The sequence below is a fragment of the Pseudomonas sp. NFACC51 genome (assembly GCF_900103575.1).
In the GTDB taxonomy this organism is placed as follows: domain Bacteria; phylum Pseudomonadota; class Gammaproteobacteria; order Pseudomonadales; family Pseudomonadaceae; genus Aquipseudomonas; species Aquipseudomonas fluorescens_Q.
In genome coordinates, this window is sequence record NZ_FMXH01000002.1 from 24187 (window position 1) to 46918 (window position 22732).

The 22732-nt window shown below is 63.6% G+C and carries 27 protein-coding genes; 11 read left to right on the forward strand and 16 right to left on the reverse strand.

Annotation, left to right across the window (positions count from 1 at the left end):
* Positions 1–71: 71 nt before the first annotated feature.
* The 8 genes from BLT00_RS04180 to norR all read right to left on the reverse strand — a co-directional run bounded on the left by BLT00_RS04180 (position 72) and on the right by norR (position 7099).
* A complete protein-coding gene (locus BLT00_RS04180) occupies positions 72–446 on the reverse strand; it encodes a putative zinc-binding protein (RefSeq protein WP_092145755.1) in 375 nt (124 codons plus the stop codon).
* On the reverse strand, positions 446–916 hold the full coding sequence (locus tag BLT00_RS04185) for a ubiquinone anaerobic biosynthesis accessory factor UbiT (protein WP_053184645.1): 471 nt from the start codon (positions 914–916) through the stop codon (positions 446–448). Before BLT00_RS04185 ends, BLT00_RS04180 begins: the two co-directional genes overlap by 1 nt.
* The gene (locus BLT00_RS04190) at positions 910–1800 is read right to left on the reverse strand and encodes a U32 family peptidase (RefSeq protein WP_092145757.1); all 891 of its coding nucleotides are present in this window, start codon (positions 1798–1800) and stop codon (positions 910–912) included. The genes BLT00_RS04185 and BLT00_RS04190 overlap by 7 nt, the downstream gene beginning before the upstream one ends.
* A gap of 11 nt (positions 1801–1811) precedes the next feature.
* Positions 1812–2807, reverse strand: coding sequence for a ubiquinone anaerobic biosynthesis protein UbiU (locus tag BLT00_RS04195; protein WP_092145759.1), 996 nt, complete (start codon positions 2805–2807; stop codon positions 1812–1814).
* 81 nt (positions 2808–2888) lie between these two features.
* Entirely contained in the window at positions 2889–4124 is a 1236-nt protein-coding gene (gene glp, locus BLT00_RS04200) for a molybdopterin molybdotransferase MoeA (protein WP_092145761.1), read from the reverse strand.
* Complete coding sequence (gene moaB, locus BLT00_RS04205) at positions 4121–4675, reverse strand: molybdenum cofactor biosynthesis protein B (RefSeq protein ID WP_092145763.1); 555 nt, start codon at positions 4673–4675, stop codon at positions 4121–4123. The genes glp and moaB overlap by 4 nt, the downstream gene beginning before the upstream one ends.
* An 88-nt stretch (positions 4676–4763) precedes the next feature.
* Positions 4764–5411: a pyridoxamine 5'-phosphate oxidase gene (gene pdxH, locus BLT00_RS04210; RefSeq protein WP_092145764.1), complete on the reverse strand. Its 648-nt coding sequence runs from the start codon at positions 5409–5411 to the stop codon at positions 4764–4766.
* A 155-nt stretch (positions 5412–5566) separates the two neighbouring features.
* Positions 5567–7099 (reverse strand): nitric oxide reductase transcriptional regulator NorR, encoded by a 1533-nt coding sequence (gene norR / locus BLT00_RS04215; RefSeq protein WP_092145766.1) that lies wholly within the window; start codon positions 7097–7099, stop codon positions 5567–5569.
* A gap of 160 nt (positions 7100–7259) precedes the next feature.
* Between norR and ytfE the strand changes: the two genes are divergently transcribed.
* A complete protein-coding gene (gene ytfE, locus BLT00_RS04220; RefSeq protein WP_092145768.1) occupies positions 7260–7934 on the forward strand; it encodes an iron-sulfur cluster repair protein YtfE in 675 nt (224 codons plus the stop codon).
* A gap of 75 nt (positions 7935–8009) precedes the next feature.
* On the opposite strand, the gene BLT00_RS04225 is transcribed toward ytfE, so the two are convergent.
* Both BLT00_RS04225 and BLT00_RS04230 read right to left on the reverse strand, forming a co-directional pair.
* A complete protein-coding gene (locus BLT00_RS04225; RefSeq protein WP_063320844.1) occupies positions 8010–8447 on the reverse strand; it encodes a hypothetical protein in 438 nt (145 codons plus the stop codon).
* Positions 8448–8472: 25 nt separating this feature from the next.
* Positions 8473–9663, reverse strand: coding sequence for an NnrS family protein (locus BLT00_RS04230; protein ID WP_092145770.1), 1191 nt, complete (start codon positions 9661–9663; stop codon positions 8473–8475).
* Between the two features lie 564 nt (positions 9664–10227).
* On the opposite strand from BLT00_RS04230, the gene BLT00_RS04240 reads away from it, so the two are divergent.
* Both BLT00_RS04240 and BLT00_RS04245 read left to right on the forward strand, forming a co-directional pair.
* Positions 10228–10911, forward strand: coding sequence for a Crp/Fnr family transcriptional regulator (locus BLT00_RS04240; protein ID WP_003202487.1), 684 nt, complete (start codon positions 10228–10230; stop codon positions 10909–10911).
* On the forward strand, positions 10908–11108 hold the full coding sequence (locus tag BLT00_RS04245; RefSeq protein ID WP_072347903.1) for a protein DnrP: 201 nt from the start codon (positions 10908–10910) through the stop codon (positions 11106–11108). The genes BLT00_RS04240 and BLT00_RS04245 overlap by 4 nt, the downstream gene beginning before the upstream one ends.
* Positions 11109–11112: 4 nt before the next feature.
* Here the strand turns inward: BLT00_RS04245 and BLT00_RS04250 are convergent, their stop codons facing one another.
* The 6 genes from BLT00_RS04250 to BLT00_RS04275 form a co-directional block, all read right to left on the reverse strand.
* Positions 11113–12951 (reverse strand): nitric oxide reductase activation protein NorD, encoded by a 1839-nt coding sequence (locus BLT00_RS04250; RefSeq protein ID WP_092145774.1) that lies wholly within the window; start codon positions 12949–12951, stop codon positions 11113–11115.
* Between the two features lie 174 nt (positions 12952–13125).
* The gene (locus tag BLT00_RS04255) at positions 13126–14553 is read right to left on the reverse strand and encodes a cbb3-type cytochrome c oxidase subunit I (RefSeq protein ID WP_092145776.1); all 1428 of its coding nucleotides are present in this window, start codon (positions 14551–14553) and stop codon (positions 13126–13128) included.
* 3 nt (positions 14554–14556) lie between these two features.
* The gene (locus BLT00_RS04260) at positions 14557–14997 is read right to left on the reverse strand and encodes a c-type cytochrome (protein ID WP_003202495.1); all 441 of its coding nucleotides are present in this window, start codon (positions 14995–14997) and stop codon (positions 14557–14559) included.
* A gap of 250 nt (positions 14998–15247) precedes the next feature.
* Positions 15248–15505: a cytochrome C oxidase subunit IV family protein gene (locus tag BLT00_RS04265; protein ID WP_092145778.1), complete on the reverse strand. Its 258-nt coding sequence runs from the start codon at positions 15503–15505 to the stop codon at positions 15248–15250.
* Positions 15506–15517: 12 nt separating this feature from the next.
* A complete protein-coding gene (locus BLT00_RS04270; RefSeq protein ID WP_063320837.1) occupies positions 15518–16102 on the reverse strand; it encodes a cytochrome c oxidase subunit 3 family protein in 585 nt (194 codons plus the stop codon).
* Entirely contained in the window at positions 16086–16820 is a 735-nt protein-coding gene (locus BLT00_RS04275; protein ID WP_371856181.1) for a CbbQ/NirQ/NorQ/GpvN family protein, read from the reverse strand. The genes BLT00_RS04270 and BLT00_RS04275 overlap by 17 nt, the downstream gene beginning before the upstream one ends.
* Before the next feature lie 267 nt (positions 16821–17087).
* Here BLT00_RS04275 and BLT00_RS04280 point away from each other — a divergent pair, with 267 nt between their 5' ends.
* From BLT00_RS04280 to BLT00_RS04315, 8 genes are all read left to right on the forward strand, one after another.
* Positions 17088–18767: a cytochrome D1 domain-containing protein gene (locus BLT00_RS04280; protein WP_092145780.1), complete on the forward strand. Its 1680-nt coding sequence runs from the start codon at positions 17088–17090 to the stop codon at positions 18765–18767.
* 24 nt (positions 18768–18791) lie between these two features.
* Positions 18792–19100, forward strand: coding sequence for a c-type cytochrome (locus tag BLT00_RS04285; RefSeq protein WP_063320835.1), 309 nt, complete (start codon positions 18792–18794; stop codon positions 19098–19100).
* Positions 19101–19291: 191 nt separating this feature from the next.
* Entirely contained in the window at positions 19292–19621 is a 330-nt protein-coding gene (locus tag BLT00_RS04290; protein ID WP_092145782.1) for a c-type cytochrome, read from the forward strand.
* Entirely contained in the window at positions 19618–20796 is a 1179-nt protein-coding gene (locus tag BLT00_RS04295; protein WP_092145784.1) for a cytochrome D1 domain-containing protein, read from the forward strand. Before BLT00_RS04290 ends, BLT00_RS04295 begins: the two co-directional genes overlap by 4 nt.
* Positions 20797–20798: 2 nt before the next feature.
* Entirely contained in the window at positions 20799–21257 is a 459-nt protein-coding gene (locus BLT00_RS04300) for an Lrp/AsnC family transcriptional regulator (RefSeq protein ID WP_063320832.1), read from the forward strand.
* Positions 21254–21766: a siroheme decarboxylase subunit beta gene (locus BLT00_RS04305; protein WP_063320831.1), complete on the forward strand. Its 513-nt coding sequence runs from the start codon at positions 21254–21256 to the stop codon at positions 21764–21766. The genes BLT00_RS04300 and BLT00_RS04305 overlap by 4 nt, the downstream gene beginning before the upstream one ends.
* Positions 21759–22202 (forward strand): Lrp/AsnC family transcriptional regulator, encoded by a 444-nt coding sequence (locus BLT00_RS04310; RefSeq protein WP_092145786.1) that lies wholly within the window; start codon positions 21759–21761, stop codon positions 22200–22202. The genes BLT00_RS04305 and BLT00_RS04310 overlap by 8 nt, the downstream gene beginning before the upstream one ends.
* The gene (locus BLT00_RS04315) at positions 22177–22713 is read left to right on the forward strand and encodes a siroheme decarboxylase subunit beta (RefSeq protein ID WP_092145788.1); all 537 of its coding nucleotides are present in this window, start codon (positions 22177–22179) and stop codon (positions 22711–22713) included. The genes BLT00_RS04310 and BLT00_RS04315 overlap by 26 nt, the downstream gene beginning before the upstream one ends.
* Positions 22714–22732 lie beyond the last annotated feature (19 nt).

Genomic DNA, 22732 nt, shown 5'->3' on the forward strand with positions numbered 1-22732 from the left:
GCAGTGGCAAACTTGGGGGGGCTTCGCCCCCAGCGGGAGCAAGCTCCCTCGCCACGGGATCGGTGTTTGGCTCAGGGGCTTTGATCAACCCCTATCATCGGTATCAACCGCTCGAACAACGCATCACCCTCTTCTTGCGAGCACTCGACCCCGAAACGCTTGCGCCAGCCCAACTGACTCAGGATCACATGCACATCCGCTTCCAGGTCGTGTTGCTGCAAGCACGCCTGGACGCATTGCAACGGGCAACCGTCCAAGGCAATGATCCGCCGCCCCGAGCGTGCCTTGTTGACTAGCGGCGCCACATGCCCGCCGACCCCGACGATACAGGACATCTCGGCCAACCCGGCGCGGTCCAGGCGCAGGGCGACGGTGTTGGCCAGTTGCGCAACATTGGAGCAACCGGAGCAGGAATACACCAGGGGCAATGCAGTCGAAGGCTTCATCACACGGTCGCCAACCCCTTGCCCGCCCGCTCCAGATTGCGCCACAACCAAGGCGGCAATACCTCCGGATCAAGACTGTCGATCAGGTTCTTCAGCGCCAGCCCCAGCTCCGTGTCCCCCTCGATCACCAGCCGTCGCCGGAAGAACAACGTATCGGGGTCTTCCTGACGGCTGGCCAGCAACAGGAACTCGCGCCAGTTACCGCTGATGGTGACCTGGGCCTCGGCCCGCTCGGCGATGCGCAATCCATCCCGCGCCAGGGTCAGGTACCAACACAACTTCAGGTCCGGCACCCGCAGGCACAACCAGCGTCCACGCAGCACATCGAACCCGCCATCGCGCAGCGGCTCGGCCAGGCAACGATTGAGCGCCTGTTGCAACGCCAGGCGCTGCACCACGAACGGCACCTTGCCCACCAGCGGCAGCAAGCGGTCAGCGCCCTTGAGCACCCACTTCTTCGGACTCAACACAGGCCCGCCTCCTCTACCTTCAACATGCCGGCATGGCCGTGCCAGTAGCCGTTGCAGCCCTCGACAAACAGCGGCGGCGCCTCCCCCTGGCGCACGCGATCAAACGCGCTGACCACCTCGGCCATGCCCTGGGCTCGCGGACTCAAGCGCAGGATGTCGGCCCCGCAAGCCACCAGAGCGTTGTAATCAGCCAGCAGGTTGCTCACCTCACCGGACATCGTCTGGATGCCATTGAGCGTAAACAACGGCTGGCCCTCCTGACTGCTCAGCGCCAGGCCATCGGGGTAATTGATGCAGCAGAACTGGCAGTCATCCTTGGGCCGGTTTTCGGCACGAGCGGTGAAGCAGCGCGCCGAGTAAGCCAGGGGCAGATGGCCGTAGGCAAAGATCTCGACTTCAGGCACCTCACGCTCCATGTCTCGCACTTGCTCCAGCACATCGCCAATCAGCGCCGCCGAACACTCCACCGGTGGCACCCAGCGGACCATGCCGCTGTCGAGCAATTGGCCCAGGGCGTGACCGTTGTACAAATTCAACGCCGGACCGCCCACGAAAGGCAGCTTGCGTTCGGCCAGGAACTGCACCGCGCCCATGTCATTGGCTTCCACCAATAATTGGCCGTTGTCACACAGACGGCGCAGCGAAGACAGCTCCGAAGCCGCTTCGATCAGTGTCAGGCTCGACAACACGATCTGTGCCCGACTGCACGTCTGTAGCTCGCGCGCCAGCCCCAGCCATTGATCCAGAGAAAAGGCCCGGCGCTTGGAGCACACAGTTTCCCCCAGGTAAATCACGTCCAGCGGCAATGCCGACATCTCGGCATAGAAATTCCCCAGTTGCGCTTTGTCCCAGTAAAACAGGACCGGTCCCAGGCTGAGTTTCATCTGGCCTCCCCTCATTGCCATGATCGATGGTAGGCACCCAGGGTGGTCTGGCTGCCTTCGGACAAGCCAGCCAGCACCTGGCGCCATTCTTCCCGCACCCGGAACCGTTGCGGCGCGACCTGGTGGGCATCCAGTGCGGCGCGCCAGACCCGGGTCACTTGTTCAACATAGGCCGGGCTGCGTTGGCGACCTTCGATCTTCACCGCTTCGACGCCGATGGCCGCCAGCTCCGGCAACAGGTCAAGGGTGTCGAGACTGGTGGGTTCTTCCAGCGCATGGAAACGCTTGCCGCCTACCAGGAAGCGGCCTTTGCACAGGGTCGGATAACCGGCCGGTTCTTCGGGGGTGTAGCGGTCGATCAGCACCTCGCTCAGGCGTGCGCTGAGGCCTTGGGCATCCTCGCTCCAGCGCACCGCCTTGGCGGGCGAGCAGACGCCGCACAGGTTCGGCGATTCGCCGGTGATGTAGGAAGACAAGTGGCAACGGCCTTCAGCCATGATGCACAGGCTGCCGAAACCGAACACTTCGATCGGCACCGGGCTGGCAGCCGCCACCTGTCGCACCTGGGCCAGGGACAGTACCCGCGGCAGCACGGCGCGGCGGATGTCATAGCGCTGGGCGTAAAAAGCCAGGGCCGCGGCATGGGTCGCCGAGCCTTGTACCGACAGGTGCAGCGCCAGTTTCGGGTGACGCTGGCTGGCGTAGCCGAGCACGCCGGGGTCGGCGGCAATCAGGGCATCCACGCCGAAATCGGCGGCACGGTCCACCGCCCGTTGCCAGCGCTCCCAGCCCTTGGGCTGCGGGTAAGTATTGACCGCCACGTACAGCTTGCGTTGGTGCTGACGGATGTGTGCGACAGCCGCGTCGAACTGCTTGTCGTCCATGTTCAGCCCGGCAAAATGCCGAGCATTGGTGTCATCGCGAAAGCCGACATAGACGGCATCGGCGCCTTGGCGCACCGCCGCTTTGAGGGCAGGCAGATTCCCTGCCGGGCAAACCAGTTGCATGGGGCATCCTCATGAGAAAAACTCAAGCGCCGCCAGTCTAGCCAGCCCTCGGCCGGCGACCTTGACGGCAATCAATTGCCGTCAATGCATCAGGCTCGCGAATGGCAGGTACAGCACTTTATCGTGCTTGTGCAGTTGCGCCTCACACTCCACCACCGCCAGCCCATCGGCCCAGCAAGCGGCCGTCAGCATCGCCGAACTTTGCTGAGGGTGCAGTTCCACACACAGGTGGCCGTTGGCATCCGGGACCAACCTGGCCCGCAGGTACTGCCGGCGTCGGTTGCGCTTGAGCCAATCGAACCCGGCCGGCAGTTGCAACGGTACAGGCAGCACGTCGCGCATGCCTTGGGCGTGGAACAGGAAGGGACGCACGACGATCAACGCGGTAATCAACGCCGCTGAAGGATTGCCCGGTAGCCCAATCCATGGCTTGCCTTCCACATCCCCAAAGGCCAGGGGCTTGCCCGGCTGGATGGCGAGGCGCCAGAGGTCGATGCTGCCCAAGGCTTCGATGGCTTGCTTGAGGTGGTCTTCTTCACCCACCGAGACACCGCCCGATGTGATCAGCACATCGCATTCGGCGGCGGCCAGGCGCAACGCTTGTCGACTAGCCAATAGCTGGTCGGGCATGACCCCGAAGTCATGCACCTCGACACCCCAACCGCGCAGCAGTGCGGCGAGGCTATGACGATTGCTGTTGTAGATCTGTCCTGGCGCCAGTGGCTCGCCCGGCTCGCGCAGCTCATCGCCGCTGCTGAGCAAGCCCACTTGCAAGGGGCGATAGACGTCCACCTGGCCGACGCCGGCACCGGCGAGCAAACCCAACTCCTGGGCACGCAAGCGCGTGCCGGCTTCGAGCAGCCGGTCTCCTCGACGCAGTTCCTCGCCTTCCTTGCGAACATGGTCACCGCCGCTGACCGACGGCAACCAGACCCGCTCGCCATCGACGCGACAGCTTTCCTGCGGCACCACCGTGTCGGCCCCCGGTGGCAGCGGCGCGCCAGTAAAAATCCGCACGACGTGCCCGGCCTGCAACGGCTCGCCCGGCTCGTCACCCGCGGCGATCCGCCCGCCCAACAGCAGGTAGCCGCCGTCACCCGGCAGGTCAGCGGCCCGCAGGGCATAGCCGTCCATCGCACTGTTATCCCAGGCCGGCAGGTTCATCGGGCACAGAATGTCGGCGACCAGCACACGCGCCAGGGCCTGGTCCAGGCCAACCCGTTGCACGGGCGGTGGCGGCGGGGCCTGGTCGAGCAGATGACGAATCGCCTCATCCACCGGCATCAGCACGCCGCTGTCGCACACCTTGCCGCTCACGAGCGTGTCTCGCAGGCGGTCGGAGCAATGCCGGCCTGCGGCTTGAGATGCGGGGTGAAATTGCACGGGCCAGTGCGGCTGTCCAGTTGCCCGACCAGGATCTTTTCCCAGCCGGTCCGGCAAGCCCCCGGCGAGCCTGGCAAGCAGCAAACCAGCACGCCATTGCTCATGCCCGCCAAGGCGCGCGATTGCAGCGTGGACATACCGATTTCCGCCAGGGACACCTGGCGGAACAACTCACCAAAACCGTCGACGTGCTTGTCCAGCAACGGCGCCACCGCTTGGGGGGTGTTGTCGCGCGGGGTGAACCCAGTGCCGCCGGTCATCAACACCACCTGCACCTTGGGGTCGGCGATCCATTGGGAGACCTGGGCGCGGATCTGGTAGATATCGTCCTTCACCAGCCCACGGTCGATGAGCACGTGTCCGGCTGTTTGCAGCAGGTCCGCCAGGGTTTGGCCCGAGGTGTCGGTTTCGAAGGTTCGCGTATCGCTGATGGTAAGGACCGCGATGTTCAGTGGTTGAAAGAGGCGTTGCGTCAGATGGGCCATGATCAGCCGTCCTGTCAGAAAAGATGGCCCAGCCTGAACCGCAATCGTTGCCGGGCCTATTCCTCCTTGGAGGTACCTCCCTCGGCGCTCAAGGCGCCAGGCGGCTGCGCTGCCAGGCGCCATCCTGCAGGCGGTAGTCGAGGCGATCGTGCAAACGGTCAGCGCGGCCCTGCCAGAATTCCAGTCGCTCGGGTCGCAGGCAATAGCCGCCCCAATGCGCGGGACGTGGCACCGGTTGATCGGCGAAACGTTGTTCGGTTTGCACCAGCAAGGTCTCGAGCGCGGCCCTGTCCTCCAGTGGTCGGCTTTGTGGCGACGCCCAGGCACCCAGGCGACTGGCGACGGAACGGGACTCGAAATAGGCATCCGACAACGCGGGATCAAGCTTGCAGACCAGTCCTTCAATCCGCACTTGCCGCTCCAGCCCCGGCCAGAAAAACGTCATGGCCGCCCACGGGTTGGCCGCCAGGTTCTGTCCCTTGGCGCTGTCGTAGTTGCCGAAAAACGAAAAGCCCTGGGCGTCGAAGCCCTTGAGCAATAACACCCGACAGTGAGGCCGGCCCTGCTCATCCACCGTCGCCAACGCCATGGCGTTGGCTTCCACCGGCGGGCTTTCGGTGTCTCGGGCCTGTTGCATCCAGAGCCTGAACAAAGCCATGGGGTCGTCGGGTGCCTGGACTTCATCCAGGCCATCGAGGGTGTACTGGCGGCGCATTTTGGCCAGGGAAAGGGGCATGACGGTGATCTCCACGATGGGTTTGGGCCAGTGTGGATTCTGCGGCGATGGTGGGCCTTGATCGTTGTCAATGGTGGTTCTTGTGGTGAGTTGAAGGGCGCTATCGCGAGCAAGCTCGCTCGCGATGAAGGCAACGCGGCCTGACAGATCAACGGCTACTTGAGCCCCAACCGCCGCGCCAGCTTATGCAAGTTACTCGGATCAACCTCCAACAACCGCGCCGCCCCCGCCCAATTCTGCCCGCAACGCTTCAGAGCCGTGAGGATTGCCTGTCGCTGACAAGCATCAACCGCCTCACCCAAGGGCTGGAACGGCGCATCGAGCGTTTCCAGGGGCCTCTCCGGCAACGCCTGGGCCGTGACGGCGCCGGCATTGACATCCAGATCCAGCACCTGCGGCTCCAAGGTCATGATCAGGCTGCGACTGGCACCCCGGCTCAGTTGCTTCAACGCCGCGCGACTGATCACATGTTCCAGCTCCCGCACGTTGCCCGGCCAGGAGTACGCCAGCAGCGCCTGTTCAGCCGCCGGTGACAGGCGCAAGCCACGCAAGCCCAGGCGCGTGCGGTTCAGTTCGAGAAAGTGCCCGGCCAGCATCAACACATCGTGGCCACGCTCGCGCAGCGGTGGGATCGGCACCGGGTAGACCGAAAGCCGGTGGTACAGGTCGGCGCGAAACAGCCCGTCGCGAATGCTGTCAGGCAGGTGCCGGTTAGTGGCGGCGATGATCCGCACATCGACGTGCAGCGGCTTGTCCGCCCCCAGGCGCTGGATCTCGCCGTTCTGCAAGGTGCGCAGCAGCTTGGCCTGCACACTCAGCGGCAACTCGCCGACTTCGTCGAGAAAAAGAGTGCCGCCATTGGCCGCGTCGAAACGCCCGGCGCGGTCGGTGGTCGCGCCAGAGAACGCGCCTTTGACGTGGCCGAACAATTCGCTTTCGGCCAGGGACTCCGGCAACGCCGCGCAATTGACCTGGACCAATGGTTTGTGGGCGCGCCGGGACAAGCGATGCAGACGCCGGGCGAACAATTCCTTGCCCACGCCGGTTTCGCCCAGCAACAGCACCGGCAGTTCGGAGTCGGCCAGTACATCCAACTCGTTGAGCAACTGTTGCAGCCCCTCGCTACGGCCGAGGATTTCGCCCTCCTCGGCCGGCAGGCGCAGGTCCGCCGGGTCGCTGCGCGAGGCCCTAAGGCTGCGGTTTTCCTGCTCGAGCCGAGTGACTCGCACCGCCGCTTCGATCTGCAAGGTGCAGCGCTTGAGTTCCTCTCGGGCGCGGCTGTCGAAGGTGCCGGCGTGCAACGCATCGAGGGTGATCGCGCCCCAGAGCCGGCCTTCCACATACAGGCTTACGCCCATGCAGTCGTGCACCGGCAGCGGCTCGCCGACATGGTTGTCGAGCAAGCCGTCATAAGGGTCCGGCAAGCGACTGTCAGGCTCGAACCAGGTGGGTTCGCGCGAGGCCATGATTGCCGCCAGGCGTGGGTGTTGGGCAATCACGAACCGTCGGCCCAGCGCCTCGTGGACCAGGCCCACGGTCGCCACGGGCCTGAGGCTGTCGTCGTCCAGGCGCAACAATCCCACGGCGCCACTGTTGAAGTATTCGCGCAGGGTCTGCACCAGGCGCTGCAATCGCACCGCATTGGGCAGCTCGACGATCAGGTCGGCGGCCAGGCTTTCACGCAGCATGGTAGTGATGACCCTCCAGGGTTCGTTTGACCCTCAACAGTCAGGGTGACAATCACCCTGCCAAAAATTTAATGCTTTATTTTCAATCAGTTGAAACTGGCACGTCGACTGCAAAGTCCGTTCATCCGTCCCTGCCGGGATTCAACCCCAAGGAAACATGATGAGCCTCGATTTGCTGGAACAAAGCCTCGGCCAACTGGCCTGCGATATTCCCGGTGCAACCCGTACCTTCCATCATTACAACCTCGACTTCTGCTGCGGCGGGCAAAAGTCCTTGCGTGAAGCGGCGCTGGGCAAAGGCCTGAACCCGCTGCTGATCGCCGACGCCCTGCGCACCTTGCAAGCCGCTGGGGAGCTGGGCCATGACTGGCGCGACGAACCCCAGGCGACCTTGATTGGCCACATCCTGGAGCGCTACCACGCACGCCATCGCGAACAGCTGCCGGAACTGATCCGTCTGGCCCGGCGCGTCGAGCAGGTCCACGGTGCGCGACCCAGTTGCCCGAACGGCCTGGCCGATCACCTGCAGGACATGTACCAGGAACTCGAAGGCCACATGCTCAAGGAAGAACAGGTGCTGTTCCCGATGCTGCAACAAGGCCTGGGCGAACGGGCCTCGGCGCCGATCCAGGTGCTGCGCTACGAACACGACCAGCACGGTGAAGCCCTGGACACCATGCTCGCCCTGACCGACCAGATCACCCCGCCCGCCGACGCCTGCAACACCTGGCGCGCCCTGTATCGCGGGCTGGTGGAGTTTCGTGATGACCTGATGCAGCACATCCACCTGGAAAACAATGTGTTGTTCGTCAATGCGATGAAGCCTGCCCGTTAACTCTCACAAACATTGCCCATTACGCCTGTGGGAGCAAAGCTTGCTCCCACAGGCATTCGTTGCTCCCATCCCTGCTCAAAACTGCCAATAGAACATCGCCTTGGCCAACACCACGATCAACACCATGTGCCCCAGGATACTGCGACGCAACCAGCAGGCTCGGTTCGGCGTCAGGCGACCGCGCTTGAGCCAGTACGCCAGCCACAAATAGTGACCGATGATGCTCAGGGCCAGCAGGATCTTCAGGCTCAGCAGCAGGCCGAAGCTGTTGCTCAACGGCTGGCTCAATGCGCCGCGATGCTGCCAGGCCAGGGCCATGCCGGCGCCGTACAGCACCAGCACGACGCCGTGCAGCACGTGCCGCGAGCGCTGGGCGATAGCCTGGTCGGCAGCGTCCTTGACGCCTTGGGCCAACGGCCGACGGGCGCCATGCCAGATGAAGACCTCGAAAAACAGCGTGCCAATGAAGGCGATGGCCGCCAACAGGTGGGTAACCAGCAAGACCCCGTACATTATCGATTCCCTCTGCCCAGTCGGCTCATCCCGGATGCCCATCCACCCGAGCCTTGAGCAGCATCGGCCCATAGCGCCAGGCGTATAGACCGAACGCCAGTGTCCAGCACAGCGCCGCCAGCCACAGCCCGGCCAACGGCAACAGCAGCACCAACAGCACGCGGCTCAGGCACGCCAGGTTCAGCAGGATGAACGCCAGGGTCATGCCCGCCGGCGGCTCGAGGGCGCGCCCGGTATGGCCCAGGCTGACACGGGCAACCATCGCCAGGATCAACCCGGCCATGGCGCCGATGGTCAGGCCATGCACCGCCAGGCTCGGGTTCACTGGCACGCCGAAGTGCCACAGCGCCATGCCCAGGCAAGCCACCGCCAGCCAGGCGTAGGCCAGGTGCAACGACCACAGCAGCGGCACCCGCCACAAATCCCGATCATGCCAACGCACCAGCCGAATCCCGTGGCCCACCGCCAACGCGGCGAACAACAGGCCGACCCAGACGCTGGTCACCAGCGCCGGACCGAAGGCATACAACAACGCCACCAGCGCCGCCCCTGCCAGCAACAGGCGATCGAGCCACGGCCAAGGGGTAACGCCCTCGACCCGACCGAGGCCGCGCTGGGTAAAGAATGGAATCACGCGCCCGCCGATCAACCCCATCATCGCCGCCACCAGCCACAGGCCGGTGAGCACGCTCTGGCGTTGCAAGCCCTCGTCGTGCTGCACCAGGCCGTATACGGATAACGCATCGGCGGCGGCCAACAGCAGCAATACCAGCACAATTGGGTAATTGCGCTTCTGCCGCACACGCCACAACATCACGCCCATCAGCGCGGCGACCGCCAGGGCAAAACCCAGCTCCAGCAGCGTCAGTAACGGCCAGGGCGCATCCACCAACCAGGCCAGCCGCGCGCCCAGCCACAACAACGCCAGCGTTGCCAGGCGCTTGCCGCTGAGGCCGGGGATTCCGGTCCAGGTTTGCACCGCCGTCAGCAGGAACCCGGCAATGATCGCCAGGCCGAAACCGAACAACAGTTCATGCCGATGCCAGGCCAACCAGCCGCCGGCTGGCTGCCAGGTCGACAAGCGCCCGGTGAACGCCAGCAGCCACAGGGGAATGGCCAACAGCGCCAACACGCAGCCCGCCAGGAAGAACGGCCGAAACGCCAGGCGCCACAGCGGCAGAATGGCCATGGCCTTGCGACGGTCAAGCACTTGCATACATCACTCCTTTTGCCTCGCTGAACCGCCAGCGAAGTACGACAAACCAGGGTTCGAATGATCGGCTATCGGCGCTGGCAGGCCTTGTCTCAGATCAAGCCAGCCAGGTGCCTCGACCAGTCACTTGCAAGGGGCTTGCCGAACCGGGTCGAGCCATTCGCTAAATACCCCTACCCCCTGTGGAAGCGAGCTTGCTCGCGATGGCGGTGGGCCCGACAACTCAATACTGACTGATCCGACGCCATCGCGAGCAAGCTCGCTCCCACAGGGACTGTAGCCTAACGGGGTACTTATGACCCTTTCGTGGTTGTTTTAACCCGATTGCGCCAGGGTCATTTTTACCCTAACTGACTCTAACGTCCCATGAATCAACGCCGGCAGGCATGGCCCGTCTCTTGCTCAGGCACGGCATCACCTTTCTTGTCGGGGTCATCCATGAAATCCGTCGTTCTGCCGTTTACCTGGTTCGTCTTGCTCTCCTGCGTCGTGGCGCTAGCCAGCGGCTTGTCCCTGAGCCTGGTCTGACCCCGACCACCTCTTTCGCCCTTACAAGGATTCCATGCCATGGTGCTCCACCGCGTCCATCACCAGATTCTGCGCAGCCATCACCTGTTCGAGCCTTTGAACGAAGAAGAGCTCAACGAATTGATGAGCAACAGCCAACTGCTGAACATCGACCGGGGCGATCCGCTGTTCCGCCAGGGAGAGCCGGCGCAGGCGTTTTACTTCGTGATTTCCGGTGCCGTGAAAATCTACCGGCTGACCCCGGATGGCCAGGAAAAGGTCTTCGAGGTGATCGGCGAGCGCCAGACCTTCGCCGAAGCCATGATGCTGATGGACACCCCCAACTACGTCGCGTCCGCTGAAGCCGTCGGCCCGACCCAGGTATACCGGCTGTCCAACGCTACCTACATGCGTCTGCTGCAAAGCAACAGCCGGCTGACCTTCGCCCTGCTCGGCAAGCTCTGTGTACGCCTGCACCAACGGGTCAACGAGATTGAAACCCTGTCACTGAAGAACGCCACTCACCGCGTGGTGCGCTACCTGCTGACGCAACTGGTGCGCCTGCAAACCGTGGACAGCCAGTTCGAATTGCCGATGGCCAAGCAGTTGATCGCCGGGCACTTGTCGATCCAGCCGGAAACCTTCTCGCGGATCATCCGGCGCCTGATCGATGAAAAAATCATCACCCAGGACGGTCGCCAGATCGCCATTCTCGATCGCCTGCGCCTGGAGCAATTCGAATGAGCGCGCAGCCCACTTGCCTGTATTGCCAACAAGCCAACCCGATACACGAGACCGAATGTCGCCAGTGCGGCATGCCCCTGCCAGTCGAGGCCGCAAAGGCCAGCGAGCGTCGGTTGCGACGCTTCACCTGGTTCTGTGTCGGCTTGACGATCTTCTGCTTCGGCATGTTCTTCTGGCTGCCCCGCAGCATCGCCTGAGTCCTCAATCCTGAGTCAATTGCCGGTACAACTGCGGCAAACGCAGCGGCAGTTGCTCGGGCTGGCGAATCAAGGTGTAGCCGTTGGCCCCGAACATGTACGGCAGGTAATCCCCCGCTTCGCGATCGATGGTGATGCAGAACGGCGTCAGCCCTTGGCGCCGGGCTTCCAGCACTGCCTGGCGGGTGTCTTCCACACCGTAGCGTCCTTCGTAGAGGTCCAGGTCATTGGGCTTGCCGTCACTGAGCAGCAACAACAATTTGCGCCGCCGCTTGCAGCCCGCCAACCGTTGCGTGGCCTGGCGAATCGCCGCGCCCATGCGCGTGTAGTAACCGGGCTTGAGCCCTTGGATCCGCCCCCGGGTGTGGTCGTCATAACGCTGGTCAAAGGCCTTGAGTTCATGCATGCGCACCTGTTGGCGGCGCAAGGAAGAGAACCCGTACAAGGCAAAATCGTCCCCCAGCACCGACAGGGTTTCGCCGAACAGCAACAGGCTGTCGCGAATCACGTCGATCACCCGGTGTTCGTCGTTGAGGTGGGCATCGGTAGACATCGACAGGTCGGCCAACAGCAGGCAGGCCAGGTCGCGGCGCGTCTGACGCTGGTCCATGAACAGCCCGCGTTCACTGCACTGCCCGTGCTGGCGTTCGACGTGGAAATCCAGCCAGGCTTGCAAGTCCAGTTCCGAGCCTTGGGTTTGCTGGCGCAACCATTGGCGATCGTTGCGCAAGTGTTCGAACTGGCGACGCAAGCGCTGGGCCGAGCTTCGCAGGCGCGCGGGCAACGGCTGGGGCTGGCAATCGCGAGGGGTAAAGGTTTGCAGGCTGACGAAGTCGTCCTGCAGTCGTTGCTTGCGGTAATCCCATTCCGGCAACAGGATGCCTGCGCCCAACGGGAGGTCATCCACATCGGCCGGCGGCAGGTCCAGGTGCAGTTTCAAACCACCGCCCTTGCGTATGCGGGTGCGTGACAAGGTCAACTGGTCCAGGTCCTCGGCGACGCGAGCGGCGTCCGGGTCTTCGCTGTCATCCGCCCAGCGATCCAGGTCCACGTGCTCGGTCCAACTGAACAGGTTTTCCAGACGCACGATCAGCAGCCCACCGTCACGGGTGGTGTCGTCGATTCGCTCGGCGCGCTTGCGCCCGCCCTGCTGTTCACCGGGCGGCGTCGCCAGGTATTGCTCGGACTCCTCAAGGTTGGCGGCCTGGGGATTGGCCAGGTGTTGGGGTGGGTAGAGCCACAGCGGCAACGGCCAGGCCGCCCGCTCGCTGCGTGGAAAATGTTCGACACTGCCCGGTTCGCGCAAGGCCTGGCACAACGCCCGTTCCAAGGCGGCTTCGGCCGGGTTGAGCGTGGCCGGATCGGGGCGCAGGGACAGGTGCGCCTCCACCAGTCGCCGGTAGCGAGGGCGCAGCGCCGGGTAGCGCTTCAACACCGCCAGGGTCCAGCGCTGATTGTCCCGTCCCCAGTGCTTCATCGGCCCCGACTGCGCGGCCAGCAACGCGAGCCAGCGATACAGCTCTTCGTTGAGCCCGACATCGGGGAACGTCGCCAGGCTCGCCGGCAGCCGCAGGTTATCGCCATCGCAACAGGCCAGGGGCACTTGCTTGCAGGTGCCGGCAATCTGCTGCAACAGGTTGCGACGCAACAACAGGTCGCGGTCGCTGACCGCTTCCACCCCCAGGTGAGGCGCACCGCCAGTGGCGCGAAACAGCACCTGCAACGAGCGTTGCCGGGGCACCAGCTCGACCCGGGCCTCAGGAAAATCAGCACTGGCCCGACGGGTGATGAAACGGTGCCAGACACTGCCGACCCATTCTTCCAGCTCCAGGGTGAATGCCATGGTTATTCTCCTCTTAAGCCGTTGCGCTGAAGGGACTGGCTCACACCGCTTTCGTGGCGAGGGAGCTTGCTCCCGCTGGGGTGCGCAGCAGCCCCCTTTTTTGTGGGCGCTGCGCACCCAAGCGGGAGCAAGCTCCCTCACCACAAATGAGTCCGGCTCAGTCGCTGTGGTGACTCACGAAGGCACCACCGCCGCTGGTGCCCGCAGGGCCGCACGGCCACGTTGACGGAAGCTGAACAGGTAGCAGAGCAACCCGGCCAGGAACCCGATACCGCTGACCAGTCGTGCCCAGAACAGCGGCTTCAAATGATCCATCGTGGCCATGAACGGCAAGGCACTGCCATCCGCCATCCAGCGTTGCAACCACACCTGGACCACACCGGCAGCGGTGAGGAACAAGGTGATCATCACCATCGACAAGGTCATCAACCAGAAGCCCCAGATCTCCAACCGCTGGGAACGTTCGTCCGCTGCTTCACCCAACCCACGCAAGCGTGGCATGGCGTAGCTGATCAGCGTCATCACGATCATTGCGTAGGCGCCGTAGAAGGCCAGGTGACCGTGGGCCGCAGTCAGTTGTGAACCGTGGGTGTAGTAGTTGACCGGTGCCAGGGTGTGCAGGAAACCCCAGACGCCCGCACCGAAGAACGCGGTGACCGTGGTGCCCTTGGCCCACAACGTGGCGGCGCGGTTCGGGTGTTGCCGACGACGGTTTTTCACCATGCTGAAGGCGAAGACCACCATGGCCAGGAACGGTAGCGGTTCCATCGCCGAGAAGATCGAGCCCACCCACAGCCAGACCTCGGGTGCGCCGATCCAGAAGAAGTGGTGACCGGTGCCGATGATCCCGGTGATCAGTGCCATGGCGATAATCACGTAGAGCCATTTCTCGACCACTTCGCGGTCCACACCGGTGATCTTGATCAGGACGAAGGCAAGCATCGAACCCATGATCAGTTCCCAGACACCTTCGACCCAAAGATGCACCACCCACCACCAGTAGAACTTGTCGCGAGCGAGGTTTTCCGGGTTGTAGAAGGAGAACAGGAAGAACACCGCCAGGCCGATCAGTCCGGTCATCATCACCATGCTGACCGTGGTCTTGCGACCTTTGAGCAGGGTCATGCCGATGTTGTAGAGGAACCCCAGGCACACCACCACGATGCCCATCTTGGTGATGGTCGGCTGCTCCAGGAACTCGCGCCCCATGGTCGGCAGCAAGTCGTTGCCGGTGAACTTCGCCAGCGTTGCATAAGGCACCGAGAGGTAGCCCAGGATCGTCGCCACGCCAGCGGCGGCGAACACCCAGAACAGCAACAGCGCCAGTTTCGGGCTATGCAGTTCGCGATCGGCCTCCTCCGGGATCAGGTAATAGGCGGCGCCCATGAAGCCGAACAACAGCCAGACGATCAGCAGGTTGGTGTGGACCATGCGGGCCACGTTGAAAGGGATCAGCGGGAACAGGAAGTCGCCGACCACGTATTGCAGCCCCATGATCAAACCGAACAACACCTGCCCCAGGAACAGCATCAGGGCAAACACGAAGTAGGGTTTGGCGACGGCCTGCGAGGCGAATTTCAGATGCGGATTAGCCATGCTCATCTCTCAGCCCTCCTTGTTTGGCGGCCAGCCATTGGTATTGATTTTCGAGCTCCATTTGAGGAACTCGGCGATGTCGTCGACCTCCTGCTCGCTCAGGTTGAACTGCGGCATGGCCCGACGCCCCGGAACGTTCAGCGGCTGCATTTTCATCCAGGCCTGCAGGAACGGCTTGAAGGCTTCATCGCCACCGCGACGGTTGACCACGTTGCCCAGCTCCGGCGCAAAGTACGCGCCCTCGCCCAGCAGGGTATGGCAGCCGATGCAGTTATTGCGCTCCCAGACGCCCTTGCCGCGTATCACCGATTCCGTCAATTGCGCCTGGTTGCTGCGTTCTGGAAAGGTCTGTTCCGTGTGGTAGGTCAGGGCCAGGAATATCAGGAAAAAGAAGATGCTTCCCCCGAAATAAATATTCCTGGCCATGCCTTTGGTGAAAGTATCTGACATGGTCACTTCCTCATTGCTTGGCGTGTTCATTCTAGGAAGCGAGGGGTCGGAAACCGCTTGATGGCGATCAAGAATCTCCGATGGTTTTGGTGGGTTGTTCCTGCAGCACCGATCCCGTGGCGAGGGAGCTTGCTCCCGCTGGGTCGCGAAGCGGCCCCAAAACCTGCCGGCACGGTGTGTCAGGTAGAGTGAGGTTGTTAGGAATAGGGCTGCTGCGCAGCCCAGCGGGAGCAAGCTCCCTCGCCACGGGTTATGTGCCTGACAGAAGTGTCGAGGCGATCAGCACCGCCAACAGCACCGCCCAGCTCAATATCAACCCACGCCACAATCGCGGTGCATGGCGCAGTTCCATGAAGCCGTCGGCGATCAGCCAGGCCTTGGTCACCGCGACCACCAGGATGGCGATGGACACCAGCCCGGCAGCCGCGATCTGGCCCAGGGCAACGGTACCGGTGCTCAGCACGGCCAGCATCATCCAGCAAGCAATCAAGACACGGGAAGCCGACATGAGCACCTCCGCTCAATCAAGGATGTAGACCACCGGGAACAACAGCACCCAGACCAGATCGACCATGTGCCAATACAGCACGCCGGATTCCAGCCCACTGTTGCGCTGCGCCCCATAGCGACGGCGCCGGCAGCCCTCGGCCAGCCAGCCAAGGATCACCATGCCCAGCAGCACATGGAGGAAATGAAACCCCGTGAGGATCCAGTACAAAGTGAAGAAGGTGTCGTGCTCCATCCCCAGGCCGTTCGCCAACAGATGGGCGTACTCCGTGAGCTTGATCCCCACATAGCCCGAAGCAAGCAGCAACGCCACCCACAGCAACAACGCCCCCCGACGTGGCCGGTCCTGCCTGACCTGCTCCTGGGCCAGGGCGGCGAACAACCCGGCCGTCAGCAGGCTGAGGGTCATCGCCAGGCCCGTGGAGCGGTCCAGCAATTGCCGGCCTTCGCTGAAAGTCTGTGGGTACAACGCCTGGGCGACGGTGAACGTCAGGATCAACAACGCGAACACCGACAACTCGGCGAGGATGAAAAACCACATCGCCAGGTCCCCGGGCAAACGTCGGGGCACGGCAACGGTTTCAGCCAAAGTGGACATCGACCACATCCATCAACGCTGCAACGGTCTGCGGGTCGTCACTCAATGGCTCGGCCAGGCACGCCAGGCAAGCCTGGCGCGGGTCCATGCCGGAGCCGATCATGCGCGCGGCGAAAATCAGCAGGCGCGTCGAGGCAACTTCCTCCAGGTCATGCTGATCGAGCCGGCGCAGCGCCTGTCCCAATCGCACCACCTGAGCCGCCAGGGCCAGATCGACCCCCGCCTCGCGGGCAACGATACGCTCTTCATCGGCCACCGCCGGATAGCCAAAGCGCATCGCCACGAAACGCTGGCGAGTGCTGGGTTTCATGCCCTTGAGCAGGTTCTGGTAACCGGGGTTGTACGACACCACCAGCATGAAGGACGGCGGCGCCTGCAGCACTTCGCCGGTGCGTTCCAGGTACAGCTGCCGACGATCATCGGCCAGCGGGTGCAACACCACGGCCGTGTCCTGGCGCGCTTCGACCACCTCATCCAGATAACAGATACCGCCCTCGCGCACCGCCCGGGTCAAGGGCCCGTCCTGCCACCAGGTGCCCTGGGCGCCGATCAGGTGACGCCCCACCAGGTCGGCCGCGCTCAAGTCATCGTGGCAGGCCACGGTGTACAGCGGCAGCTTCAGGCGGTGGGCCATGTGCTGGACGAAACGGGTCTTGCCACAGCCGGTCGGGCCTTTGATCAGCACCGGCATGCCGTGATGCCAGGCCTGTTCGAACATCGCCTGCTCGTTGTCCTGGGGTTGATAAAAGGGTTCGTCGGGGTGCTGCAAAGTATGGATAGCGTTCATGGCAAGGCCTGCTCGGACAACACGATTGCAGGCCACGCTACGGTGCCCTGCGACAACCTGGCAAGGGCCGCGGCGGGCAAACTTGATCGCCGTCAAGCGGCTAACCACCGGCCTGGGCATAGCCTTGCACCGCACCAAGAACCTGCGCGCCGAACGTCAATTACAGCGCAGCGCGGGTCACGCCTGAGGAGAAATGGAATGCTGATCAGCCACAAAAAATCGTGGGCCCTGCGGGTCACGGCGCTGTGTACAGCGCTGGCCGCCCCCCACGCCTTCGCCGACCAAACCGCCGCGCCGGAGCAACCCCGCGTGGTCAAGACCGAAGGCGCGCCCGACCTGAGCCAGGCCGACTTCGACACGGCCAAGGAAATCTACTTCCAGCGCTGCGCCGGTTGCCACGGTGTGCTTCGCAAAGGCGCCACCGGCAAGCCGCTGACACCCGACATCACCCAATCGCGCGGCCAAGCCTACCTGGAGGCGCTGATCACCTACGGTTCGGCCGCCGGCATGCCGAACTGGGGCACCTCCAATGCCCTGACCAAAGACCAGATCACGGTGATGGCCAAGTTCATCCAGCACACCCCGCCGACGCCACCGGAATGGGGCATGGCCGAAACCCGCAAGACCTGGAAAGTGCTGGTCAAGCCTGAAGACCGGCCGACCAAACAGATCAGTACGCTCAACCTGCAGAACCTGTTCTCGGTGACCCTGCGCGACGACGGCAAGATTGCCCTGATCGACGGCGACAGCAAGAAGATCGTCAAGCTGATCGACACCGGTTATGCGGTGCACATCTCGCGCATCTCGGCGTCGGGTCGCTACCTGTTGGTGATCGGCCGGGATGCCAAGATCGACATGATCGACCTGTGGCCGAAAGAGCCGACCAAGGTCGCGGAAATCAAGGTGGGCATCGAGGCCCGCTCGGTGGAAACTTCCAAGTTCAAGGGCTACGAAGACAAGTACACCATCGCCGGCTCGTACTGGCCGCCGCAGTTCACCATCATGGACGGCGAGACCCTGGAGCCCAAGCAGATCGTCTCGACCCGCGGCATGACCGTCGACACCCAGCAGTACCATCCCGAGCCTCGGGTCGCGGCCATCATCGCCTCCCACGAGTGGCCGGAGTTCATCGTCAACGTCAAGGAAACCGGCAAGGTGATGCTGGTCAATTACCAGGACATCAAGAACCTCACCATCACCAGCATCGACGCCGCACCGTTCCTGCATGACGGCGGTTGGGACAGCAGCCATCGCTACTTCATGACGGCCGCCAACAACTCCAACAAGGTCGCGGTGATCGACTCCAAGGAACGCAAGCTCACCGCCCTGGTGGACGTTGGCAAGACCCCGCACCCGGGCCGCGGCGCCAACTTCAACCACCCCCTCTACGGACCGGTCTGGGCCACCAGCCACTTGGGCGATGCCGGCGTTTCGCTGATCGGCACCGACCCGGTCAATCACCCGCAATACGCCTGGAAACAGGTCGGTTCGCTCCAGGGCCAGGGTGGCGGTTCGCTGTTCATCAAGACTCACCCCGCGTCTCGTCATCTGTATGTCGACACCACCCTCAGCCCCGACGCCAAGCTCAGCCAGTCGGTAGCGGTGTTCAACATCGACAAGCTCGACGCCGGCTACACCGTGCTGCCGATTGCCGAGTACGCCGGTATCAAGAAAGGCGCGCTGCGTGTGGTGCAACCGGAATACAACAAGGCCGGCGACGAGGTCTGGTTCTCGGTCTGGAGTGGTCAGGAAGACGAGTCGGCCCTGGTGGTGATCGACGACAAGACCCTCAAGGTCAAGAACGTGATCAAGGACAAACGCCTGATCACCCCGACGGGGAAATTCAACGTCTACAACACCCAACACGACATCTATTGAGCCCCATCAATAAGAGGAAAAACCATGAAGCCTATTCTGATTGCCCTGGCCTTGACTGCCGCCTACAGCCTGCCGGCATTGGCGCAAGACGGCCCGACGCTGTTCAAGAGCAAGCCCTGCGCGGCCTGCCACTCCATTGACACCAAGGTGGTGGGCCCGGCGCTCAAGGACGTCGCGGCGAAAAACGCCGGCGTCGCCGGAGCACAGGATCTGCTCGCCAAGCACATCAAGGAAGGTACGCAAGGCAACTGGGGACCGATGCCGATGCCGGCCAACCCCGTGACGGAAGAGGAAGCCAAGATCCTGGCGGCGTGGGTCCTGACCCTTAAATAAACCCGGCAGGGAGACCTGTCTGACACAAACCCTGTGGCGAGGGAGCTTGCTCCCGCTGGGCTGCGCAGCAGCCCCCCTGGTTTTGCCTGACACACTGAGTCGTCAGGTCGTTATCGGGGCTGCTTCGCAGCCCAGCGGGAGCAAGCTCCCTCGCCACAGGACCGCGCACGATTTTGATTCAGGAGGACGTCATGGAACGACACAGTGCTACAACCCTGGCGACTGCCCTGCTCTTGGTTCTTTCGTCCTGCGTGCTGGCCGCTCCCGACAGCCAGCGCCAGGCCCAACTGCAACACCTGCTGGACCAGGATTGTGGCGCCTGCCACGGCCTGTACATGACCGGCGGCCTCGGCCCACCCCTCACCCACGAAGCCCTGGCCGGAAAATCCCGCGACAGCCTCATCGCCACCGTCACCCTCGGACGGCCCGGCAGCGCCATGCCCGGTTGGGCACCGTTGCTTGCACCCGACGACATCCGCTGGCTGGTGGACCGGCTCCTTCAAGGAAAACCCGCCTCATGATCCGTTCTATCCTCTCCTCCTCCGCCATCGCCCTGCTGCTCTGCGGTTGCGCCCAGACACCGTTGCGCGGCACCGGCGATTTGGGCGTGGTGGTGGAGCGCGCCACCGGCAGCCTGCAAATCATTGAAAGCGACACCCGCACCGCCCTGGGCCGCGTCGAAGGCCTGGGCGACTTGTCCCACGCCTCGGTGGTGTTCTCCCGCGACCAACGCTACGCCTACGTGTTCGGCCGCGATGGAGGCCTGAGCAAAGTCGACCTGCTGAGTGCGCGCATCGAGCGGCGCATCATCCAGGGCGGCAACAGCATCGGCGGTGCAATCAGCCAGGACGGCAAGCTGATCGCGGTCTCCAACTACGAGCCCGGCGGCGTCAAGGTATTCGATGCCCAGACCCTGGAACAGGTCGCCGACATCCCGGCCACACCATTGCCCGGCGGACCAAAGCGCTCACGGGTGGTCGGCTTGGTGGACGCGCCGGGGCAACGCTTCGTGTTCAGCCTGTTCGACACGGGTGAGATCTGGACCGCCGACTTCAGCCAAGGCCTCACCCCGCGCATCGAACGTTTCACCGCTATCGGCCAGCAACCCTACGATGCCCTGATCACCCCGGACGGGCGTTATTACATGGCCGGGCTGTTCGGTGAAGACGGCATGGCCCAACTCGATCTCTGGCACCCGGAGCTTGGGGTGAAACGGGTACTGGGGCATTACGGTCGCGGCCAGGAGCGGCTCCCGGTGTACAAGATGCCGCATCTGGAAGGCTGGGCCATGGCCGACCAGCAAGCTTTCGTGCCTGCGGTCGGGCATCACCAGGTGTTGGTGATGAACGCCCAGGATTGGCAACAGACCGACACCATCGCCGTGGCCGGTCAACCAGTGTTCGTCACGGCGCGTCCGGACGGTCGGCAGCTGTGGGTCAACTTCGCCTACCCGGACAACGACCGCGTCCAGGTCATCGACACCCAGACCCACGCCATCGTCGCGGATCTGCGGCCAGGCCCGGCGGTGCTGCACATGGAGTTCACCGCGCGGGGTGACCAGTTGTGGTTGTCTGCCCGGGACGGTGGCGAGGTCCAGGTCTGGAACCCGTATCGGCTCGAGCGTCTGAGCAGCCTGCCGGCCCTCAGCCCCAGCGGCATTTTCTTCAGCAGCCGCGCGCACAAGCCGGGGTACTGACCATGACCTCCAGCTCACTGGCCCGACGCCTGATCGATCAATTCCAGCATGGCCTGCCGTTGTGCGCCGAGCCCTATCGGGCCATGGCCCAGACCTTGGGCTGCAGCGAAGCCCAGGTCATCGACTGCCTGCAACACCTGCAAGTGGCCGGGACCTTGTCGCGGGTCGGCCCGGTGTTCGAACACACCCGGGCCGGGGCCAGCACCCTGGCCGCTCTGGCCGTACCCGAAGAGCGCTTGCACCAGGTGGCGGCACGCATCAGCCAATACCCGGAAGTCAATCACAACTATGCCCGCGAACATCGCTACAACCTCTGGTTCGTGCTGACCGGCCCCAACCGCGCCCACCTGGAAAACATCCTCCAGGAACTGGAGAACGACACCGGTCTCACGCCACTGGACCTGCCCATGCTGACCGCCTATCGCATCGACCTGGGCTTTGCCCTGGAGGCCACCCCATGAAAAACGCCCTGAGCGAACAACAGTCACTGGCACTGCGCCGTTTGCTGGAAACCGGCCTGCCCCTGACATCGCGCCCCTTCCAGGCCCTGGCCGAGCAGATCGAGGCCAGCGAGCAACAGGTGCTCGAACAGGTGCAGCACTGGCATGAACAGGGGCTGTTCCGCCGTGTCGGCCTGGTGGTCAACCATCGCGCCTTGGGGTTTGCCGCCAACGCCATGCTCGTGCTGGACGTGCCGGACGCCTTGGTCGATGAAGTCGGGCGTCGCCTCGGGCAAGCGCCCGGCATCAGCCTTTGCTACCAACGCCCCAGGCGCCTGCCCCAGTGGCAGTACAACCTGTTCTGCATGATCCATGGTCGCCAGCGCGACCGTGTCGAGGCCCAGATCCAGGCGCTGCTTGAAGAACATCGGCTGGACGACTTGCCCCACCAGTTGCTGTTCAGCACGCACCTGTTCAAGCAATGCGGCGCACGTTACGCCGCCCCGGTCGGAGCCCATATCGATGGATGACCTGGACCGCCGCCTGATCAATCGCCTGCAACTGGGCCTGCCTTTGGTGCGCCACCCTTGGCAGGCCCTGGCCCAAGAGCTGGACAGCAGCAGTAGCGAATTGCTCGATCGCCTGCATGAGTTGCTCAACGACGGTGTACTCACCCGCTTCGGCCCGATGTTCGATATCGATCGCCTGGGCGGTGCGTTCACCCTGGCGGCGCTGGCGGTGCCCGAGCCGCGTTTCGAGGCCATCGCCGAGCTGCTCGCGGACATGCCCGAGGTCGCCCACAACTACCGCCGCGAGCACACCTGGAACATGTGGTTCGTGCTCGCCTGCCCCAGCGAACAGGCGATCAACGACACCCTGCTGCACATCGAACACCTGACCGGCCTGGTGCCGCTGAACCTGCCCAAAGAGGAGACCTACCATGTCGGCCTGTATTTCCCCGTCTGAGTCTTTGTGGCAAGCGCCGCCACGGCTGGATGAAACATCCTTGGCGCTGCGCCTGGTGGAACTGACCCAGGCCGGCCTGCCCTTGCTCGAAGACCCTTGGGCCTGGCTGGCCGAGCAACTGGAACTGAGCGTGGAATCCACCCTCGACCTGCTCAAGCGCCTGCAGGCCGACGGTGCGATCCGCCGCATTGCCGCCGTGCCCAATCACTATCGCCTGGGCTATCGCCACAACGGCATGACGGTCTGGGACGTGGCCGATGCCGACATCTCGCGTCTCGGCGCCCTGCTGGGGGCGCAGCCCTTCGTCAGCCACTGCTACCGGCGCCCGCGCCAGCCGGGCTGGCGCTACAACCTGTTCGCCATGGTCCATGGCCGCAGCCGCGAAGAAATCGACAGCTACCGCGAACACCTGCGCTACCTGCTGGGGGACGCCTGCGCCGCCGACGACATGCTGGTGAGCAGCCGCATCCTGAAAAAAACCGGCCTGCGCCTGTCACCCGCCTCGCGCTGAACCCGCACGCCGACTGAAG

Coding starts and splice junctions, on each gene's coding strand:
- BLT00_RS04195 (WP_092145759.1), bottom strand. CDS start 2,807: ATGCAACTGGTTTGCCCGGCAGGGAATCTGCCTGCCCTCAAAGCGGCG.
- BLT00_RS04240 (WP_003202487.1), top strand. CDS start 10,228: ATGGTGCTCCACCGCGTCCATCACCAGATTCTGCGCAGCCATCACCTG.
- BLT00_RS04285 (WP_063320835.1), top strand. CDS start 18,792: ATGAAGCCTATTCTGATTGCCCTGGCCTTGACTGCCGCCTACAGCCTG.
- moaB (WP_092145763.1), bottom strand. CDS start 4,675: ATGGCCCATCTGACGCAACGCCTCTTTCAACCACTGAACATCGCGGTC.
- BLT00_RS04310 (WP_092145786.1), top strand. CDS start 21,759: ATGGATGACCTGGACCGCCGCCTGATCAATCGCCTGCAACTGGGCCTG.
- BLT00_RS04230 (WP_092145770.1), bottom strand. CDS start 9,663: ATGCAAGTGCTTGACCGTCGCAAGGCCATGGCCATTCTGCCGCTGTGG.
- BLT00_RS04275 (WP_371856181.1), bottom strand. CDS start 16,820: ATGTTCGAACAGGCCTGGCATCACGGCATGCCGGTGCTGATCAAAGGC.
- BLT00_RS04225 (WP_063320844.1), bottom strand. CDS start 8,447: ATGTACGGGGTCTTGCTGGTTACCCACCTGTTGGCGGCCATCGCCTTC.
- BLT00_RS04270 (WP_063320837.1), bottom strand. CDS start 16,102: ATGTCCACTTTGGCTGAAACCGTTGCCGTGCCCCGACGTTTGCCCGGG.
- BLT00_RS04280 (WP_092145780.1), top strand. CDS start 17,088: ATGCTGATCAGCCACAAAAAATCGTGGGCCCTGCGGGTCACGGCGCTG.
- BLT00_RS04255 (WP_092145776.1), bottom strand. CDS start 14,553: ATGAGCATGGCTAATCCGCATCTGAAATTCGCCTCGCAGGCCGTCGCC.
- norR (WP_092145766.1), bottom strand. CDS start 7,099: ATGCTGCGTGAAAGCCTGGCCGCCGACCTGATCGTCGAGCTGCCCAAT.
- BLT00_RS04295 (WP_092145784.1), top strand. CDS start 19,618: ATGATCCGTTCTATCCTCTCCTCCTCCGCCATCGCCCTGCTGCTCTGC.
- ytfE (WP_092145768.1), top strand. CDS start 7,260: ATGAGCCTCGATTTGCTGGAACAAAGCCTCGGCCAACTGGCCTGCGAT.
- BLT00_RS04305 (WP_063320831.1), top strand. CDS start 21,254: ATGAAAAACGCCCTGAGCGAACAACAGTCACTGGCACTGCGCCGTTTG.
- BLT00_RS04190 (WP_092145757.1), bottom strand. CDS start 1,800: ATGAAACTCAGCCTGGGACCGGTCCTGTTTTACTGGGACAAAGCGCAA.
- BLT00_RS04180 (WP_092145755.1), bottom strand. CDS start 446: ATGAAGCCTTCGACTGCATTGCCCCTGGTGTATTCCTGCTCCGGTTGC.
- pdxH (WP_092145764.1), bottom strand. CDS start 5,411: ATGCCCCTTTCCCTGGCCAAAATGCGCCGCCAGTACACCCTCGATGGC.
- BLT00_RS04265 (WP_092145778.1), bottom strand. CDS start 15,505: ATGTCGGCTTCCCGTGTCTTGATTGCTTGCTGGATGATGCTGGCCGTG.
- BLT00_RS04245 (WP_072347903.1), top strand. CDS start 10,908: ATGAGCGCGCAGCCCACTTGCCTGTATTGCCAACAAGCCAACCCGATA.
- BLT00_RS04300 (WP_063320832.1), top strand. CDS start 20,799: ATGACCTCCAGCTCACTGGCCCGACGCCTGATCGATCAATTCCAGCAT.
- BLT00_RS04290 (WP_092145782.1), top strand. CDS start 19,292: ATGGAACGACACAGTGCTACAACCCTGGCGACTGCCCTGCTCTTGGTT.
- BLT00_RS04260 (WP_003202495.1), bottom strand. CDS start 14,997: ATGTCAGATACTTTCACCAAAGGCATGGCCAGGAATATTTATTTCGGG.
- BLT00_RS04315 (WP_092145788.1), top strand. CDS start 22,177: ATGTCGGCCTGTATTTCCCCGTCTGAGTCTTTGTGGCAAGCGCCGCCA.
- BLT00_RS04250 (WP_092145774.1), bottom strand. CDS start 12,951: ATGGCATTCACCCTGGAGCTGGAAGAATGGGTCGGCAGTGTCTGGCAC.